We start from the raw sequence: 18,084 nt of genomic DNA, 5'->3' as shown, positions 1-18,084 counted from the left end.
TATCGGAAGTCTCAGACCGCGCAATCACATCCTGCTCAGTGGCACCGAATGGAGAGGCAACCCGACGCTACTGCTCTGTAACCGGTGTTTAATCCCATGCAAAAAACCCCGCCCTTGCGGGGCGGGGTTTTCGGCTTAGCCGCTGCAATTCTGTCAGATCTGAAACAAATACTGCAGCTTCATGAAGAACTGGCGGCTGGACTGGCGCCATTGCGACGGAGCGCTGTCGGGCAGGTCGAAACCGTCGGTCGGCACGCCGAAATCGAGCAGGTCATGAGTGGAACCGAAGTAGAACATCGAGAACGAGTTAATGCGATACGTTAAGAGCGGATCGAACTCCCAGGTACGGCCGCTGATGTGGTAGTACGCAGGCGCACCGACAAACACGTTGACGTCGTAGTCATCGTACTGCACCACCAGTCTCAGCGACAAGCGCGGATTGACCTGAAACCGGAAGCGTGAGCGAAGAATTGTCTCTTCAAAGAGCACATCGTGGGTGTCAGTGTGCTTGCTTCGCGAGTAGTTAAAACTGGGCTCGACCACCAGGCGATCGATCGGCTTAAGATCCAGTCCGGCGTTAACGCCGGTTTCGTTTCCCTTGGCATTGGCAAAGACAGCCGGTCCCTGGCCGTACCTGTACGTAAAGTTGTAGCCCAGCTTGCTGTGCGGTTGACTGAAGACTGTCAGACGGGCGGTAAACAACTTGTCGTACTCGTGCCCGAACCAACGTTGCGATCCTTGTTCGGTACCCATCTCAATGTAGGTCTGTGCCCAGCGAAGGTTGGCGCTCACGTTAGTGTTGAAGCGCGCCCACTTGCGGACAACTTCCTCGTCCCCGGCGCCAAAACTCCATCGCCGAGAGACCCCGATCTGCGGCCCGATTCGCTCAAAAATGCCCGAGGTCGGGCGGAAATTGTACGTTGTAAAGGCAAAGAAGGTCTTCTGATCGTTCCACGGATCGTATCCTACCTGCGTGCGATAAGTGGGCGTCAGCTGATCGTAGTTAATGGTGAAATTCCAGTGTCGGGCGCGGCGCCGGAACTGGGAAATAAACGCGGTACCCCAGTACTTTTCGCCGTCAAGGTCCACAGTGTATTTATTGTTGTCAAACATCGACCCGGACGGAAGAGCGAGTTTTTCAATCTGAACGGGGTCGGTAATCTTCGGCTCTCTGGTGTGGCTGATCACACCCTGGCCGACTACGGTGTAGCTGCGGCTCAGTTTGATTTCCATGTCACCAGCCAGAATAGAACCGGCGCCGTCGTGCTCATACCCTCGGTGCGACACCAGAAAACCGAGTGTCGAGCCGCTCCCGACATTGCCCAGCCCTCGCACCACATTGACCGTGCTCTTGCCGATCACCGGGGTCCAGCCCCGTTCCTCGACCGGTATCGAGTAAGGCGAATTCTCATCGTGCGCCATGGTATAGGCCAGGCTAAAACGGTTCCATCGTGCAGTCACTTTGGCCGCAACGTCGGGATCATTCACCATTCGAGTATAGAATGAGTTAAACAGAGTTATGAACAGATCGGAGCCTTCCTGGAAAAACGGCCTCCGCTCGGGATAGAAGAGCGACACGGTCGAGTTCACATCCACCTGGGCGGCGTCGGCTTCTACCTGGCTGAAATCCGGATTGTAAGTACCCTCGATTGTCACGTCGGAGTTCACCGAGTACTTCGCGCCGATCGAAAGCTCGCCGAGAATATCACCGTTCTGGAACGAGGTATCGGGATTGATCTGGGAAGTAGACAGTTCCCGCATCCCGGCCAGCTCGCCGGCCTGGGTGGAGACAAACGACGGCAGTATTTCCAGCCCCTTGCCGGGGCGAACTCCGGTTATGCCTTCGACAGTCCCCCACTGGCATGGCCAACACTGTTCGTCATAGGTGTTCGGCGACCAGGAGTAGAAGCGGGTAGTCTCGCGCGGATGCCCGCGCTGGAAGTCGACCCGCCAGCTCTGGATATCTTTGTTTGGAAATCTAAGACTGGCAAACGGGATGGCCATCTCCACGGTATAACCGGAATCGTTGATATGAGCGGCCGATTCCCAGATGAGATCGAATCCCCGGTTTTCTCCGAGGACCTTGGTCCACAGGAAGTCCTTCTGGATTCCGTACGGGTTTACCTGAAACTCATACGCCCAGGCGGCGTCGCCGTAAGTGTCGAGGCAGAAAATGACCTCGTCGTCGCCGTAGTATTGATCCCGTTGCGCCATGGTGGCGCGGATGTGTCCGGGATCGTCGAGACAGGCAAACGCGACATATAGTTTGCTGTCGTCGTAGGTAATCAACGCCTCGGTCCTGACGGGCGGCGGCGCATTGTTGCCGGGGTACCGCTCCACGAAACCAGCCGCACGCCCGGCCGAGTACCAGCCGGTATCGTCGAGTTTGCCGTCGATCTTGATCTCACTGGCCAGCTTGCGCGTCTCCAGTTTCGGGTTGAACACCAGAGGGGATGTAGTGGTCGCCGATACCGCGGTCGCGAGTATCAGGCTTGTTCCGACCAGACTGACGCAGACTGACCGAGACCAGTGCTTGCAGGAATGTACCATTGCCAGAGTCCTCTTTTCACCAGGGTGCGTAATCCCACGTTCTTGTTGCGCCCCGAATTGGTGCCGGAGCGATTTACCCTGTGAATCCGGTGCCTTCTTGGTGCCTGTCCCCTGGCTCCCAGCCTGCTGAGCCTAAGAACGAACGACCCCGGGTTTTGTTTAATGGGACTGTGACTTCCGGATACCAGCCGTAGGTCGGGTTCCGAGCATTGACAATTCAAGCGAGAAACCCGACAACAGCCGGACACTATGACAGCGTGGCGGGTATGAAGCAAACGCGCCCTACCGATCCACGTTCGTTCCCTGAGCCGAGACGCCCGGTCCTGTCACCCCGCGCCTCGCGACTACTGACGCGATTGCCCGGCTTTCCAGGCCTCCGCTCGGGACCGGGCCAGCGAATCGTACCGCTCCACCATCCACGGCCATAGCGATTCCAGCCACCGACGATGTGTTGCGGCCTTCTCTTCATTGCCGATGATGTATTCGTAAACATACAGGTCGCCCTGCACCTCCGCCACTGTACTATCGATTTCGAGCACCCAATTCTGAAGACTCTCTCCTCGCGCGTCCTGATTCAATTGGAAGGAAGTAATGGACAGTCGATGCAGCAGGTAGACATACGGCGGGTTGCCGCCGAGTTCGAGAGCGCGCCCGAAATAGTCTTCGGCCGCGTGATACTTGCCTGAGTTCATCGCATTACAGCCGGCCGTGTAGTAGTTGACGAACTCAATAGGATAGACAGGCGTAAGGGGCGGTTCGGGCTCGCAGACCTTGCCGAACAACGACACCAATTGACCGGTCAGCAGGCTGTCGGTCGGATCGAAATACCAGGCCGCGCCGCGATAGCAGTCCAGGAATTGGCTGTAGCGAAGCAGCGCCCGCTCGGCCGGCGCCGAAGGTTTGAGCCCGGTGGAGAAAACGATGAAATCGGGCGCCTGCCCAAGTACGTAACCCGAATTGAACGATCTCTCCCGCCAGGTCGATTCCATGCTGAAAGGGAGTGGCTCCGGGTGACGCGCGATAGTGGAGTCGGTCAGTCCGAGCAGATCAATGATCCGATGTCCGCGAAGGTCGTGCCCAAGGCGGCCGATTGTCGATGCCGCCACGGTGAAATTGCCCTGACCGATCTCCTTCAATCGCTCGGCGAAAAAACCCATCTTGATGACCAGCCCCTTCTCGAGGTTCGCGTACCGCGTGACATATTCGTTCGGCAGCGCCATACCCAGATAAACCATGGCCACAGCCGAAACGATCAACAGGGGGTATTGGAAGATTACCCTCAGCTTCCGCGCGGCCAGTGCAATTGCCGATGATGACGCTATCGCTAGCGTGACAATCACCGGCAGGAAGAACCGATGCACCATGAGCACGTCGCCGCCGATCAAAACGACATACGCGGCGTAACCGAGCGTGAAAAGCCACAGTGACCAGCAATCGGTATTCAGACGACGCCACAAAACCGGCAGAAGAATGAAACCGGCGGCCAGAACTGGGTAATGCTGGATGAACGTCTGAGCGTAGGCTATCCCTGCCTCTACCTGTTCGATATCGAACGCCGTCTTGGCATGAAACGGGTTGGGCAAGATGGATCCGTAATACGCGAGCTTAAACCCGAGATACGGGAGAGTGAACGCGAGCGCAATCAGTGCAGAACGGAGGGGATAACATGGCCGCTGTCGCCGCACCAGTATCTCCAACAGAACCAGCAGCACAGCCACCAACGCACCTTCAGGCCTGATCAGCACGGCCGCAACCAGCACCGCAATTAGCAGCCATGAGCGGCACAGGTAGAGGTAAAGTGCGAGTGCGCTAAGAAATACGAACGCGGTGCTCTCAAGCCCCGACTGCGCCCAGTAAGCAAGCGACAGATTGTGGGACACCAGCGCCGCCGGCAGAAGCGACCAGTACGGTGAACTCCCCGCTAGACACCGCCGGGATAAGAGAAAAGTCAAGATGATTGCAGCGCTCGCCAGCCCGATGCCTACGACGCGAGAAACCAGAACGTAGTCAAAACCCAGGACTCCGCTGACGACCAGGCCAAGTACCCAGCCGAAATTGGTATAGCCCTCTACCCGCTCGCCCTGATTATAGACCAGCCCATGGCCATCGAGATAGTTCGCCGCGAAACGGTATGAGATGTAGGCGTCGTCCTGGAAGAAGTCGAACACCAGCGACTGCCAGACAAACAGCCCGACCAGTGCCGCCAGGATTACGCCTGTTACAATTCGGTGCCGCATAGCGCGACTCGAAGATACGCGCGCTGTCGGCCAAGCGCCAATGGGATTCGCGACGTGACCCGGTCAGCCGCAGCGCGACTATTAGTTCGCCGGAAGCAGGTCGGGGTCGCTCTGCTCGATCATGTCCAGGTAGCCTACCCCCTTGAGACTGTAATACCCCTCGGTCATCTTGTAGACCTTGTCCTTGAGGGCTTCGTCGAGCGACACAAAGCTGTACCCGGCCGCCTCTAATGCCATGAGCAGCTCATCCAGATAGGCGGCGTTCAGCTGGTTGGCCCGGAGCAGCAGAATGTGCCGGATCTGGCGTCCGACAAGATTCTCCGCCAGTCGCTCGACGCGCTCCAATTCGTCCAGCACGTGGTTGATGTAGTCATTGAGCAACCGCTCGAACTTGGCCGAATCGGGGGTCTTTCCCAGCTTGAGCAGATTCAGGTTGTACAGGTAGTCTTCGGGCAGGACAGTCGCGGGAGCGACCACGTAGCCCCGGTCGTTCAAGAACGGCGTAACCGCTTTTCTCCGCTCCGGCGTGTCACCGTAGTGGAGGAACGGGAAACGGAAATACCGTTTCTTCTGTCCGAACCCGGAGAGCATCGGCTCCAAGGCGTCCGCTCCGCGGCGAATGTCGGTGATGAATTGCTCGGGTGTGAGTTCGTTGTAGTCCTGTCCGGAAAACGTCTGGTTGCCCAGCCGGTGACTCTGGTTCAGCCAGGCGCCCAGTATATCATAGGCACCCTCAATCTGCTCCCCGATCACAAACCCGGCCGCCTTGACTTTGTGCCTCTTGAGCACAGCCAGGATGGTGTCGTTGATGGCCTGGCGGTCGACCTCGTCAAAAGATCGCGCGGCAGGGAGTTCATCAAACGTGATCGCGATCTGCTTCCCGGCCCACGCTTTTCCCGGCGAGATCAAAGGGGCGAGAAGGAGCAGAAGCAACGAAAACCGTCCGGCAGTCAACCACCGTCGGAATGGTTCTGTGTCGTTAACGCTTTGTCCTACAAAATGTTGTCTCATTCTTGCCAATCTGGATCGAACGCATTATTGTTCTAAATGGTACAAGGACAAGGAGAAAGAGCGCGTCGGAGGGCCGAAATCAACAAAAAGTAGGCGATCCCGGCCACGCTCGACGCTTCGAGACTGATACTATCCGGTTGTATGACAACGCGTTGCGCGTTATCTGCCGCGGACGGGCTTGTTTTGGAACCGGTATTGATTTTGAGTTAGGATTTAGTTATATTCGAACGCGCACGGAACGCGAAGACCTATCTTGGACAGGTGTCCAAGGGAGGGTTGGGTATGGCTCGTAAAGTTATCCTGGCAGTAAACAACATGATTTTCACCTCTAAGATTATGTCCATTTTGGACAATCTGGAGGCCGAGGGGATCAAGGCGATCCGCTCGGATGACATATTCACCAAGGCTCAGGAGATGCAGCCCGATCTTATCATCATGGATCTTAACCTGAACGGGATCGAGGCGCCCTCGCTGATCAATAAGCTGCGGTCATACAAGGCGACCAGTCAGATTCCTATTGTCTGCTACTCGCCCCATGTCATGGCCGATCAGATGCAAGCTGCCATGAAGGCGGGCGCGACCGAGGTACTGACCAACACGATCATGACCAATCGGATGAGCCGTATCCTGGGCAAGTACATCCAAAACTAACAGCGGATAACAGCACGGAACAAGAGCCGGTTGCGCAAAACGGCCGACTCGTTTTTTCCGCTGTTCAGGGGCGAAGGTTTTACTGATGGCCGCCAGCCGGGCAGTAGACATACGCCGCAAAGTCATCATTATGGCCGGGGTTCAAGAGGTGGAGGGTCCGGTCATAGTATGACGGCGGTATCTGCTCTACCAGCTCCAGCGGTCCGAATCTGATCTCCAGCGAATCGAGATAGGCCGGCAAACGGGTATCGGTCTTGGGGTAAATAACAAAGTAATCGAATTCAGGCTCCCCTGCCTGACTCGGCGACCACTGTCGTAAAGACTCCCATTCTCGAACGTACACGGGCCGCAAAGACTTCCCCCCGTATTCCATCGGTACCCAGCGCTTGACCTCCGGCTGCACGAACATCACGCGCGCGTCCGGGGCGGTGTCCTGCAACCACCGCAGAGGTTCGATCATCCCCTTGTGGCCGTAGGCAAACGTGAAAAAGAAGAGCAGGGCCATGTTGACCGCCAACGAGGCCCATGCCGTGAGCTTCAGCCACTGTGGCAACAGCGCAGTTTGTCGGTCGCGGTTCAGGTAGTGCCAGACGGCAAGGATGCCCATCACGATCACGGCCGGCACGATTGGAAAGACGTATCTTTCCTGCTGCAACGGATGGAGGGTGTGGAACACGACAAAACTGACTGATGACCAGACTAACAGTGCTTGCTCACGGACGAACCGGCGGCGAAAGGCCAGGAAGGGCATGACAAGCGAGATCGGCGGCACGAGCAGCAATACAAGCATCACGAAATAGAGCAGCGGGATCGTGTGGTAGTGAGCCTGAAGGCCGAAGTTTCTGGCAAGACCGGTGAAGGTCGACCGGGCGAACCCGCCCAGCAGCCACCAGTCTGCCAGGCCAGATAGCAGAATCGTCGCCACCACCGCTCCCGAGTAGTGTGCGGCCGGTCGAATGTGTTGCTCCCTCCACCAGAGCAGTAGCGGCACCGGGAGTACGGCAAAGGCGATCTGGAACCGTATCATCCAGGCGAGCCCGGTAAGCGTGCCCGCGACATTGAGCCAAAAGATGCGTTTGTCATCATGATAGCGGTACAGATAAACCAGCGCCGCGAGCCAGATACCCCCGCCCACCACCTCGATAAGGTTCCGCATTCCCAAAAACGGCAGGGCGAAATGGAACGACATGACCAGCCCGGCCGCTACGGCCCAGCGGACCGATCCGGTAACGGTTCGCGCTATCTGAAACGCCGCCCAAACCGGTACCAGCGACAGCAGGGCGTGGACAAATCTGATAACGTACATCATGGCGCCGAGCGTATCGATTCCGAGCCATTGGCACAGCTTCATCTGCCCAAAGAGGAAGAGCGTGTAGAGCGGAAAGCGGGTGATGGTCTCGGCCCCTTTGTGTTTCCACGTAAGGAAACCATCGTCGCCCGATAATCCGCTGGTCAACCAATCCCAGGCCACCGAGACTGTCTCGAAATGGTCGTCGGAGTGGATAAACCCCTGCGACCAGATGACCGCGAGCAGTCGGACTGCGATCGCCGCCGCGAGCACCGCTCCGAGCGGGTGTGCTTTCACCCATTCCTTAAGTGAGATCATAGACTTGGTGCACCTGAAGGCAAAGTAGGCACGGGGCTAGATCGAAGCAACAAGGATCAAGGAGTTAGCTGCTTGGATCCGAGCGAGACGGGGCAGACCGGAGGTCTGCCGCCCACGAAAAAGGTGCGTGAACTTGCGCACGGATTTCCCCAGGCAGGCTCGCCCGGGGCACGTTTAACAGAGATCAGAGGCAGTCGGGCAGGCCAAGTGAAGGGCCGGTAATAAACAAGTAGTCGATGAGCGCGCTGACGTCGCCGACCGTGATATCTTCCACCGACGGGTCAGGGCCTCCGGACTGATTGACGTCGGCCTCTGCCATGCAGTCGACCGCCGTGCCGTTTATGTAGAGCATATCGATTATCGCGGCAACATCGCCCACAGTCGGCTCATCGTCGCCGGAGTTATTGGCATCCCCGACTCTATCACGGCAACATCCTCTGACATACACTTCTCCGGCCAGGAGACTCGGCTGGTACAGGCCCACAGGCGTAGCAAAGAAGGGGGCGTAGGAATCGTAGCTGGTAACGGCGATAGAGGTGGTGTCTCTCAACGCCTCCTGGGGAGTGAAGTACAGCGCCGCGACCGGGCCGTAATCGGGCGGTAGAAGTGTCTGGCCGTCGTTATCCGGAACCAGCAGCAGTGTCGCCTGGCGCAGCGTGTTGTTTACATGCACCAAAGAGCGAGTGTCGAAAGTCTCACCGCGGAGACCGGCGGTAGAAATCGAGTCGAGGCGGAGGCTGTTGCCCGCGGTCCAAGTGATCGGAATGAGCAGTTCGGACATCGGGACAAAGTTCCGCACGCTGATATCGACCCGCACAGGTTCTTCCGGAACTATGGCGCCGGTGACAAGCGCGACCGTGTCGGCGTAAGCCCAGACCAGATCGGGACGGGTATCAGAGAATGGGCCGTCCGGGGTTTGTATTGCCACCCCGACTGTGTACATGCCGGGTTGTGCGTAGGTGTGGGAAGCGGCCGACAGATTGATGATTGTCTGGTCCCCCATGTCCCACGACCAGGAATTCACCTGGCGGAAAGTGAGGGCAGTGATATTGACGCCAAGCGGCGCCGGCCCAAACAACGTGTCAGCCTGTATCAGTACGCCGCTGATCCACCCGCTCAATTTGTCGTCGATCCAGCAGCGCATGCGGGCTTGCTGCTGCGGCGTAAACATGGTACGACAACTGCTGGGCGTATAACCCATGATGTTTTCCGGCTGGGTGAACCCCCATGGCTGGCCGGTGCAGGAATCGACACCAGTAGCCGAGTTGCATTCGTACCAGACATTGGTAGGCGGGGTGTCTTCACACATATCGCCGAGCACGTCGCGATTTGCAGCGCCCACGAATTCGTAACACGGGCCGCAGCGGTTGACCTCGGTTACACCGTGAAACGTGTGCCATAGCCCCAGGCAGTGGCCGATCTCATGGGCAAACGTGCTGAAATTGCCGCCCCAGTGAAAATGCCCCAAAACAATCCCGCCGGTCGGCCCGAGGGCATCGGAACTGAACGGGAAGGTGCCGAATGAATACCCGTAGTCCACACTGGTCACCCAGACATTGAGCCAGCGGGTCGCATCGAACGCCGAGTAGGTCTTCATATTGTCGATCTCGTACTCGCTGAGCAGGCGCCACTCGGTGAAATTGACCTGGTCGAACACGTGATCAAACTGAATGCGGCTGGGCGCGTAATGCTGGTTGATCAGATTGACCGCGTTCTGCACCGAGGCCGGCGTGGTGAACGGACTGGAGCCGTCGGAATTGGCCAGAACATGTATAGCCAGCCGAACTCGCGTGATCGGCGCGCCGGGGTCGGGAATCCAACCGTCACGGGTGTCAGGGTTGTCGCACGGCCCGTACTCGGGGCAGGCGTAGGCGGCCGACGCGGCGCCCAGGCCCAGCACCCGCAGTTCATCGTCGAACTTCTTCTGGGTGCCGCACCAGTTGAGGGAATCAGCTTTGATGGTCTCCGCGGAGCTTCCCCCCCGTGTGCCGAGGATTAGTCCCAGCGCAACAAGCAGAAGCCTGTTTTTCAGATCACGACAATTGAGCAGGCAGGGCATCGATGTAACTCCACTGTGGCAAGTCTCACAAACAGCAACCTGGGCTCGGTTCCGGTGGCTTTCACTACCGCCCCGGATGTGGGGAATCCACCGCCCGGCGTTTCGAGTAACCTCGACATCGAATCGGAACCCGGCGGGCAGGTACATGCCTAACTAACAACAGTTTTCTCGTTTGTCAACTAAGACCTTGCGCCAATGGAGCAAAACCGGGGTGACGCCTCAGGCAAAGTTGAAACAGCGGTCGAATCATGTCTGTGGGTCCCTTATCGCCGGGCCTCCGGACAGGCTTGACTTCATTCCTGTCGACCAAAACCAGGGAGTGTTTCCTGACCGTTTTTTGGACAGCTCAGCGGCCTCATCAGCCGCCTTCTGGGCAGTCGACACCGGGATTGGTACGTCACGTTTAAGGCAGTTTTGTCGATAATCAGACGTATTGAAAAGCGGCTTCGACAGGAGGAACGAATCTGAAATGACCGAACGACCGATTTCCTTTGCCGGGAGGGCAATACGGCTGGCTCTGTCTCTGGCTGTCTCCGTGGCGGCAACCACCGCTCTTGCGGATCGGCCTCGGGACGTAGCCGACCTCGACCTGCAGAATCTCTTGGACAATGTCGTGGTCTCCGCTTCCAAGCACGAGGAAACACTCGAGGAGTCTCCGGCCAATGTCTATATCGTGACTCGCGCCATGATTGAAAACTACGGCTGCGAGTCGATCGCCGAGGCCCTGGCCCTCGCCCCGGGCATGTATATCACCGATGACTATTCCCTGACCCAGATCGGCATCCGGGGAGTCTCCGCGTTCGGTGACTGGAACAGCCACGTGATGGTGCTTATCGATGGGCGTACGCTTAACGAGCAATACAGCGGCAGCACCTCGATCGACGTTTCCGGCCTGGACATCGACAACATCGAGCGAATAGAGGTTATCAAGGGGCCGGCATCGTCGCTCTACGGCTCCAACGCTTTCTTCGGCTTGATCAACCTGATCACCAGGCAGAGTACAGAAGATGGCATGAGTGTAACCGGACGCTATTCCGGCGGCGCGGACACACGCACCACCAGCATGGAGCTGTTTCGCCGCTTCGACAACGACGTATCGCTTAAGATCACCGGTTCATTTCGGGATCAGCAGGGCAGCGATCTATTCTTCCGCGAATTCAGCGATCTTGGCGACAGCACCCTGTTGCGCCTCGACGATGACGGGTACAACCAGTTCTACCTGGACTCGTCAGCCTTTACGGGCGGCTGGGCCAGAGACAAGAACACGCGGCGCAACTTCTCGACCCACAGTCGGCTTACCCTGGGCGATATCAGCTTCACCCTGCACCTGGCCCGGCTGGAGACCGGGCTGGCTCACAGCGCCTGGGGCTCGCTGTTTCAGCGACCGGAGAACCGTTACTGGGAGGCCCGCCACTATGCCGATCTCACCTACCAGAAAGTCGTCTCGCCGGGTGTGGGCATGAACGCGCGCCTGATCTACAGCTACTGGGAGTTCCAGGATTACATCCTCTACAATTACGCGTCCCTCGAAACGTCGCCCTCGTATCTCCCCGGGCCGATATGGACGGACTGGGAAGAGGATCGATACGTCGGCGCGGAGTTGCGCCTGGACTTCGATTTCAGCGACCGGCACCGGCTGATAGTCGGCGGCGAGGGCCAGTTTCATCGATTGAAGCAAATCTCCGGCGAGACCGAATCCGACGGTGAAAGCGTAGTGGAAAACGTCATTCCGGCGGCGCATGTCGAGTTGGATGGTCGGCTTTACAATCTGTACGCCCAGGATCACTACCGACTGACCTCGTTCGCAAGCGTGGTCGGCGGCGTGCACTTCAACAGTTTCAGCTATACCACCGGCAAGGTTATGCCCAAGGGAGTGCTGATCGTCACGCCGTATCGCGGGGCTACTTGGAAGTTCATCGCGAGCCGCGGCTTCCGCTCACCCACCTTCTATGAAATGGCGTTCGACGACGCATCGTTCTACTACCGCAATCCCGAATTGGTCCCGGAGCTTATCGCCTCTTATGAGGTCATTGTCAGCCAGCAATTCCCGTATGGTCTGGCCGCTGATGTCGCGGTCAACTCCAGCCTGGTGACCGATCTGATTCGACTGACCCAGGTCGACACGACCGATCCCGGCCACCCCGGCAATCCCTATGAGGAGGAGATCCTCCAGTTCCGCAACGGCGGCGAGATGCACCTGAAGAGCGTGGAAGCGGCGCTTCGCAGCAGCCCGGCATACCGCTTTAGCGGCTTCGCCAACCTCACCTGGCAGGAGGCGGTTCAGGACCAGGGCGGCATACATAAAAGTCTGCCCAACTCGCCGCGCTGGCTCGCAAATGTCGGACTTACCTATCAGTTGCGGCAGGATAAACTGGCTCTCTCGGTCAAGGCCCAGCACATCTCGACGCGCACCACCTGGGATGGTGGGCGGCTTGCACAGGTCTGGCTTCTGGACGCGATGTTGCAGTCGCGCCGGCTTGTTGGCGCCCTGGACATCGGGGTCGGAGTCAAAAACGTGTTCGACAAAGAGTATCGAGTTCCGCTCTCGTTTGACTACGCACCCTCCACAAGTATCGAACGTCCGGGTCGCTCGGCGTTCCTGAGCTTGCGGCTGGCTACGAAATGGTAATGACACGAGTTGCGCTGAAGCAGCTCGATCGGTACGGGAAAACGACAACGTGAAGCATCCCGGAAACGTACTCATAATCGGTCTTTTCCTGCTGGGCAGCCACGCATCGTCCGTCGCAGAGGCTCTCGATCCAGCCCAGGCGATACCGCTCTTTCTCAAAATCGTGTCGTACGATCAGAGCTTTCAAGGCGGGCCTGATCGCACTGTCACGGTCTACCTGCCGTACGACCGCCGTGAAGCGCCTTCGTACGAGCAGTACCGGGTAGCCCAGAGGTACTTTGAAAAGAACGCCGACCTGACAGTGCTGGGCAGCCGAATCCGTTTTCAACCGGTCTGCTGTGACAGCCTCAGAACGATAGTCGATCAGTTGTCCCCCGATGATTACAACATCATGATGCTGACAAGCCTGAACGAGGAACAAACCCGCCTCCTTGCTGATCTCAAGAGCGGAACCCGCATCAGGACGTTCGCCTTTGATGCCGTACAGATTCCATTTGGAGTGGCGGTCAGCGTAAGGCCGGACGAGAAAAAGAATGCCATCATCGTAAATCTTGCTGCGGCTCAAAGCGAGGGAAGCCGCTTCGGCGCACAATTGCTGCGCTTGTGTGAGATTTGGGAAGGAAAGTCGTAAGTCGTGAGAAACCTGTCGCTCAAATGGCAGATCTTCCTTCTGGTTCTGATGGCGGTTACCGTGGTGGTGGTAACGCTTACTCTGCTGACAATCGTACAGGTCAGAAGCCATCTGCGCCGCAGCCTTGACGAAAATGCCATAAGCACGTCCCGGCTCCTGGCCGACAATATCGGCCCGGGCCTGGAGTTCAACGACAGCGTTTATGTCGCTGAAATCGCGACGACGGCTATCGGCAACAGCAATGTTGTCGGTATCAGCATCTATGACACAGACCGCCGACAGGTCTTTCGTTCCGCAGGCTACAACCGGGAAGCCCCGATTCCCGATTCGTGTAATTTCGTCAACTCCCTGGAAATCACTCGCCGCGGTCCTCTGTGCCTGATCGAGCGGCCGGTCACGGTCAAGGGACGGACCGTGGGCTGCCTGTGGCTGGTAGTGAGTGAGGAGGCAATGCTCGTCCAGTTGCGGAAGAGTATGGGCATAGCCCTGTCCGTGGCCGCGTGCCTCTTCGTCCTCACCGGCGTGATCGGCATCGTCGTATCACGTCGCGTCGTTCAGCCCATCAAGACATTTGAGCAGGCCGCGGCGCGCATCAGCTCAGGAGACATGAAGTCGGTTATCGATCTTGCCCCCCTCCATCGGGACTTCGTCTCCCTGGGCAGTTCCTTCAACAACATGCAGGCGGCCCTGGGGCGCGCTTTCGGAGAGATAAGCCAGGCGCGCGACCAGTCTGAGTCACTCGTTCAGGAACGCACTCGCGCCCTCCAGGAGGAACTGGCAGAACGGAAAAGAGCGGAGAAAGCTCTGGAAGAAGGCCGCGAATTGCTTCGCGCGACGATCGAATCTACGGCCGACGGCATCCTGGTGGTCGATTCACAGGGCTGGGCGACTCACAGCAACAAACGATTTGCCGACATGTGGCACATTCCCGACGAGCTGCTGGCCACGCGCGACGACAACCGGCTGCTCGCCCATGTCCTCGACCAGCTCGTCGACGCTCCGGCTTTCCTGGGCAAGGTTCGGGAATTGTACGACTCTCGTGACGAATCTACCGACATCCTAAATTTCAGGGACGGAAGGGTGTTCGAGCGCTACTCGTGTCCCCTGATCCAGAACGGCACGCTGGCCGGACGCGTATGGAGTTTCCGCGACATAACCGAGCGGATACGCGCCACCGAGCACATGCAGTTCACCCAGTTTACGGTCGACCATGCCGCCGAATCGGCCTTCTGGATGCGCCAGGACGCTCGTTTCTTTTATGTCAATGAGGCTGCTTGCCAATCGCTCGGTTACAGTCGCCAGGAACTTCTGGCCAAATCTATCCATGACATTGACCCGAATTTCCCCACCGAAGCCTGGCCGATTCACTGGAGCGAACTGCGGCGCAAAGGGAGCCTGACCTTTCAGTCGTCGTTCCGGAGGAAAGACGGCAGGGAATATCCGGTCGAGATCACCGCTAACTACGTCGAATTCGGGGGAAAGGCCTATAACTGCGCGTTTGCGCGCGACATTACCGATCGTCGCCGCACTGAGCAGGCGCACACGATCCTGATGAAGGTGGCGGAAGCGGCTAACCAAACCGACAGTCTCGAGAGCCTGCTCAAGACCGTGCAGCACCAGCTCGGCGGGCTCATAGACACCAAGAACTTCTACGTCGCGCTCTGGGACTCCGAGCGTCAACTTTATACATTCCCGTACAGCCACGACGAGCATCCGGACGAGGACTACTCGCCTCAGAGACTCGACGGCAGCCTGACCGATTATGTCAGGAAACATGGCGTACAATTGCTGGTGGACGACCGGCAACAGCGGCTTCTTGACGAGCGCGGTGAGATCAGGTCGGCCGGTACACCCGCGGCCGCGTGGATGGGCGTGCCGCTTCGCACTGCCACCGGCACGATTGGCGTGCTGGCGGTGCAGAATTACCACGACCCCGAGGCCTACAGCGACGCCGATCTTGACTGGTTGATGTCGATCGCCGATCCAATCGCAAGAGTAATCGAGCGCAAAGGCGCGGATGAACAGCAGCGTCACCTGCGCGAGGAGCTTGACCGGGCCGAACGCATGAAATCAATCGGCGTCCTGGCCGGCGGAGTGGCGCACGATCTGAACAACATGCTCGGGCCGCTGGTCGGTTATCCCGAGCTCATTCTCCTGAAGCTTCCGCAGGACAGCCCGATCAGGAAGCATGTCCAACGCATCGGCACGGCCGCCAACGAGGCGGCCAGCGTGGTGCAGGACCTGCTGACTCTGGCCAGGCGGGGCCGCTACGAAATGGTGCCAATCGATCTTAACGCCGTAGTGGAGGGCTATCTCGACACGCCGGGATTTGCCAAACTGCGCGAGACCCGGGGCAGCGTCACCTTCAGTGCCGGTCTCGATCCCGGTATCGGCAAGATCATGGGCTCCGCGCCGCACTTGTCGAAAGTTATCATGAATCTCGTGGTGAACGCATTTGATGCCATGCCCCACGGCGGGTCGTTGACCATCAGCACACGGCGGCAACACCTCGACCGACTCCTCAGCGGCTACGAAGACGTGCAGCATGGCGACTATGCCGTGCTCAGTGTGCAAGACACAGGAACCGGCATTGATCCGGCCGATATCGACAAGATATTCGAGCCGTACTACTCCAAGAAGAAGATGGGCAGCAGCGGCAGCGGTCTGGGGTTGTCGGTTGTGTACGGGGTCGTCAAGGACCACAACGGGTACTACGACGTCATCTCGGAAGTCGGCAAGGGGACCGAATTCATCATGTACCTGCCGATAACGGCGGTCGGTGAGGAAGCCCGGAAAGAGTGCGCTCCGGAAATTCGCGGCGCCGAACGCGTGCTGGTGGTCGACGATGATGACAACCAGCGCGAGATGGCCTCGGAACTGCTGGGCAGCCTGGGCTACCTTGTCGCCTGCGCTGCAAACGGCCACGAGGCGCTGGCAGTCCTCCGGCGCGAGTCGTTCGACATCGTCGTCCTTGACATGATCATGGAGAAGGATTTCGACGGCCTGGACACCTATCGCGAGATTATACAGTTCAGACAGGGCCAGAAGGTTATTGTCGTCAGCGGGTTTTCCTCGACTGAGAGAGTCGAAGAGATGCAGAAACTCGGCGCGGGACAGTACGTGAAAAAGCCGTACACTCTGCAGACGCTGGGGGCGGCGATTCGCACGGAATTAGCTCGACCCGTCGCTATCCCCACAAACGAGGTATTCGAGGGCGGCAGACCTCCGGTCTGCCCCAACAGGTAGCCCACAGCTTGCTGTGGGTGGCCGACTCCTCGAAATCTACATTCGATGCACCGCGTAGGCCCTTCCAGCACAAGCGCTGAGGCACCCAGGCGGCCCGTCTCCGTATAATAACCGTTGACCCATCTCCCAAACCGATCAACATTGTCCGTAACCCGCCGGATCGGTCGGGCGTCTATGGTACGAAGCATGAGCGAACAGGACCGCTTTTGGAAGCTCCTGGAAGCGGAGTATTATCGTGCTATGATGTTCTGCCGCAAGCTGATAGGCGACCGCGATAAGGGCGACGATCTCTACCAGGACGCCCTGGTTGTCGCCTGCACCCGGTTTGGCGACCTCCGCGATCAGGCCGCCTTTCGCCCATGGCTATATCGGATAATCATAACCACGTTCCACGGGACGGTTCGCCGCCCGTGGTGGCGGCGCAAGGTGGCGCTGGCCCCGGAGCACGAAGCGTTGATGGTCCCCCCCGACCCCGGCGACAGCCTCTCCGCCCGTCGATGGCTGAATCGAGCGTTCGAGGCGGTTTCCGCTGACGACCAGGCCCTGATCACGCTGCATGAGTTGGAGGGTTGGCCGCTGCTGGAACTGGCCGCTCTTTACGGCAAATCCGAGGGAGCGATCAAACTACAGCTCTTTCGGGCGAGGAAGAAAATGAAGGCAGCTTTGCTGAAAGCAGCTCGTGTTGCCGCCACGAACAAGAAACCTATTGTCGCGAGAGAACAATGCGTTGTCGCGAAGCCAGACGCAGAATAGACGTGCTCGGTCAGAACGAGAGCGCCGGGACCGCAGATTTCGACTTGCAGGTCCATCTGCATGACTGTGGAGAGTGCGCCGAGTACGCCCGGACCGGTCAAATGCTTCAGACTGCGTTCGAGACGGCTCGACTTGACGACACCGGCAGCACCATATCGCTCGATCAACAGCGTGAGCTGGTGGACCAGAGGCTCCGTGCCGGACACCGCGTGGTGCACCGCACGATGCCCGCGGCCGCGTTTGCTTCGGGATGGTCCTTTCTGCTGAGGCCGGGAATGCGCTGGACTATGGGTGCTGTTGCAGTCGCAGTACTGGCGTTGGTATTCGTACCATTCAGTCATTATCACACGGTGGGGTATGATCTCAGTGTCGATGGTGTCAGCCGGGAGCTGGCGCTCAACCAGGATCAGATGTGTGACATCCTGAGCAAGCTGGGCCTGGTCGAGGCGGGAGTTGAAGTTGTTGAGTGTGACACGACCTGCTGCGTGGCGATTTTCGACCTGAAATCCGAGTACGAGGCGCACCTGGTGGCCGGGGCGATTGCCCGACTAAGCGAGACTGATCTGACGACTAATATCGTGCCGATCCGAACCAGAAAGTCACGCACACTGATCGAGCAGGCGAACGATCTGATTCGTCGCGGGGTGTAGGACATCGGACCAGAGGAGTGACACCGTCGGCCATGGTCGCCCGACGGCACGATTTCCGTGC

The 18,084-nt window shown here is 58.4% G+C and carries 11 protein-coding genes; 6 read left to right on the top strand and 5 right to left on the bottom strand.

Features of this window, described 5'->3' with window-relative positions; genetic code table 11:
• Positions 1-153 precede the first annotated feature (153 nt).
• From AB1772_07260 to AB1772_07250, 3 genes are all read right to left on the bottom strand, one after another.
• Complete coding sequence (locus AB1772_07260; protein ID MEW5796144.1) at positions 154-2,550, bottom strand: DUF5916 domain-containing protein; 2,397 nt, start codon at positions 2,548-2,550, stop codon at positions 154-156.
• Between the two features lie 344 nt (positions 2,551-2,894).
• Entirely contained in the window at positions 2,895-4,787 is a 1,893-nt protein-coding gene (locus AB1772_07255) for a hypothetical protein (GenBank protein MEW5796143.1), read from the bottom strand.
• Between the two features lie 81 nt (positions 4,788-4,868).
• Positions 4,869-5,720 carry a polysaccharide deacetylase family protein gene (locus AB1772_07250; protein ID MEW5796142.1) on the bottom strand — a complete coding sequence of 284 codons (852 nt, stop codon included), beginning with the start codon at positions 5,718-5,720 and terminating at the stop codon, positions 4,869-4,871.
• 360 nt (positions 5,721-6,080) lie between these two features.
• Here AB1772_07250 and AB1772_07245 point away from each other — a divergent pair, with 360 nt between their 5' ends.
• On the top strand, positions 6,081-6,449 hold the full coding sequence (locus AB1772_07245) for a response regulator (GenBank protein MEW5796141.1): 369 nt from the start codon (positions 6,081-6,083) through the stop codon (positions 6,447-6,449).
• A 79-nt stretch (positions 6,450-6,528) separates the two neighbouring features.
• Here AB1772_07245 and AB1772_07240 read toward each other — a convergent pair whose 3' ends face one another.
• On the bottom strand, positions 6,529-8,055 hold the full coding sequence (locus AB1772_07240) for a glycosyltransferase family 39 protein (GenBank protein MEW5796140.1): 1,527 nt from the start codon (positions 8,053-8,055) through the stop codon (positions 6,529-6,531).
• A gap of 184 nt (positions 8,056-8,239) precedes the next feature.
• Complete coding sequence (locus AB1772_07235; GenBank protein MEW5796139.1) at positions 8,240-10,114, bottom strand: M43 family zinc metalloprotease; 1,875 nt, start codon at positions 10,112-10,114, stop codon at positions 8,240-8,242.
• Positions 10,115-10,583: 469 nt separating this feature from the next.
• Here AB1772_07235 and AB1772_07230 point away from each other — a divergent pair, with 469 nt between their 5' ends.
• The 5 genes from AB1772_07230 (at position 10,584) to AB1772_07210 (ending at position 18,023) form a co-directional block, all read left to right on the top strand.
• Positions 10,584-12,743, top strand: a complete 2,160-nt coding sequence (locus AB1772_07230; protein ID MEW5796138.1) for a TonB-dependent receptor — start codon at positions 10,584-10,586, stop codon at positions 12,741-12,743.
• Positions 12,744-12,792: 49 nt separating this feature from the next.
• Positions 12,793-13,374 (top strand): hypothetical protein, encoded by a 582-nt coding sequence (locus AB1772_07225; GenBank protein ID MEW5796137.1) that lies wholly within the window; start codon positions 12,793-12,795, stop codon positions 13,372-13,374.
• Between the two features lie 3 nt (positions 13,375-13,377).
• Positions 13,378-16,620: an ATP-binding protein gene (locus tag AB1772_07220; GenBank protein ID MEW5796136.1), complete on the top strand. Its 3,243-nt coding sequence runs from the start codon at positions 13,378-13,380 to the stop codon at positions 16,618-16,620.
• A 186-nt stretch (positions 16,621-16,806) separates the two neighbouring features.
• On the top strand, positions 16,807-17,373 hold the full coding sequence (locus AB1772_07215; GenBank protein ID MEW5796135.1) for an RNA polymerase sigma factor: 567 nt from the start codon (positions 16,807-16,809) through the stop codon (positions 17,371-17,373).
• Entirely contained in the window at positions 17,343-18,023 is a 681-nt protein-coding gene (locus tag AB1772_07210) for a hypothetical protein (GenBank protein MEW5796134.1), read from the top strand. The genes AB1772_07215 and AB1772_07210 overlap by 31 nt, the downstream gene beginning before the upstream one ends.
• Positions 18,024-18,084 lie beyond the last annotated feature (61 nt).

It is taken from the genome of Candidatus Zixiibacteriota bacterium, assembly GCA_040752815.1.
In the GTDB taxonomy this organism is placed as follows: Bacteria; Zixibacteria; MSB-5A5; order GN15; family FEB-12; genus JAGGTI01.
This window is presented reverse-complemented; position numbering and strand designations above follow the sequence as displayed.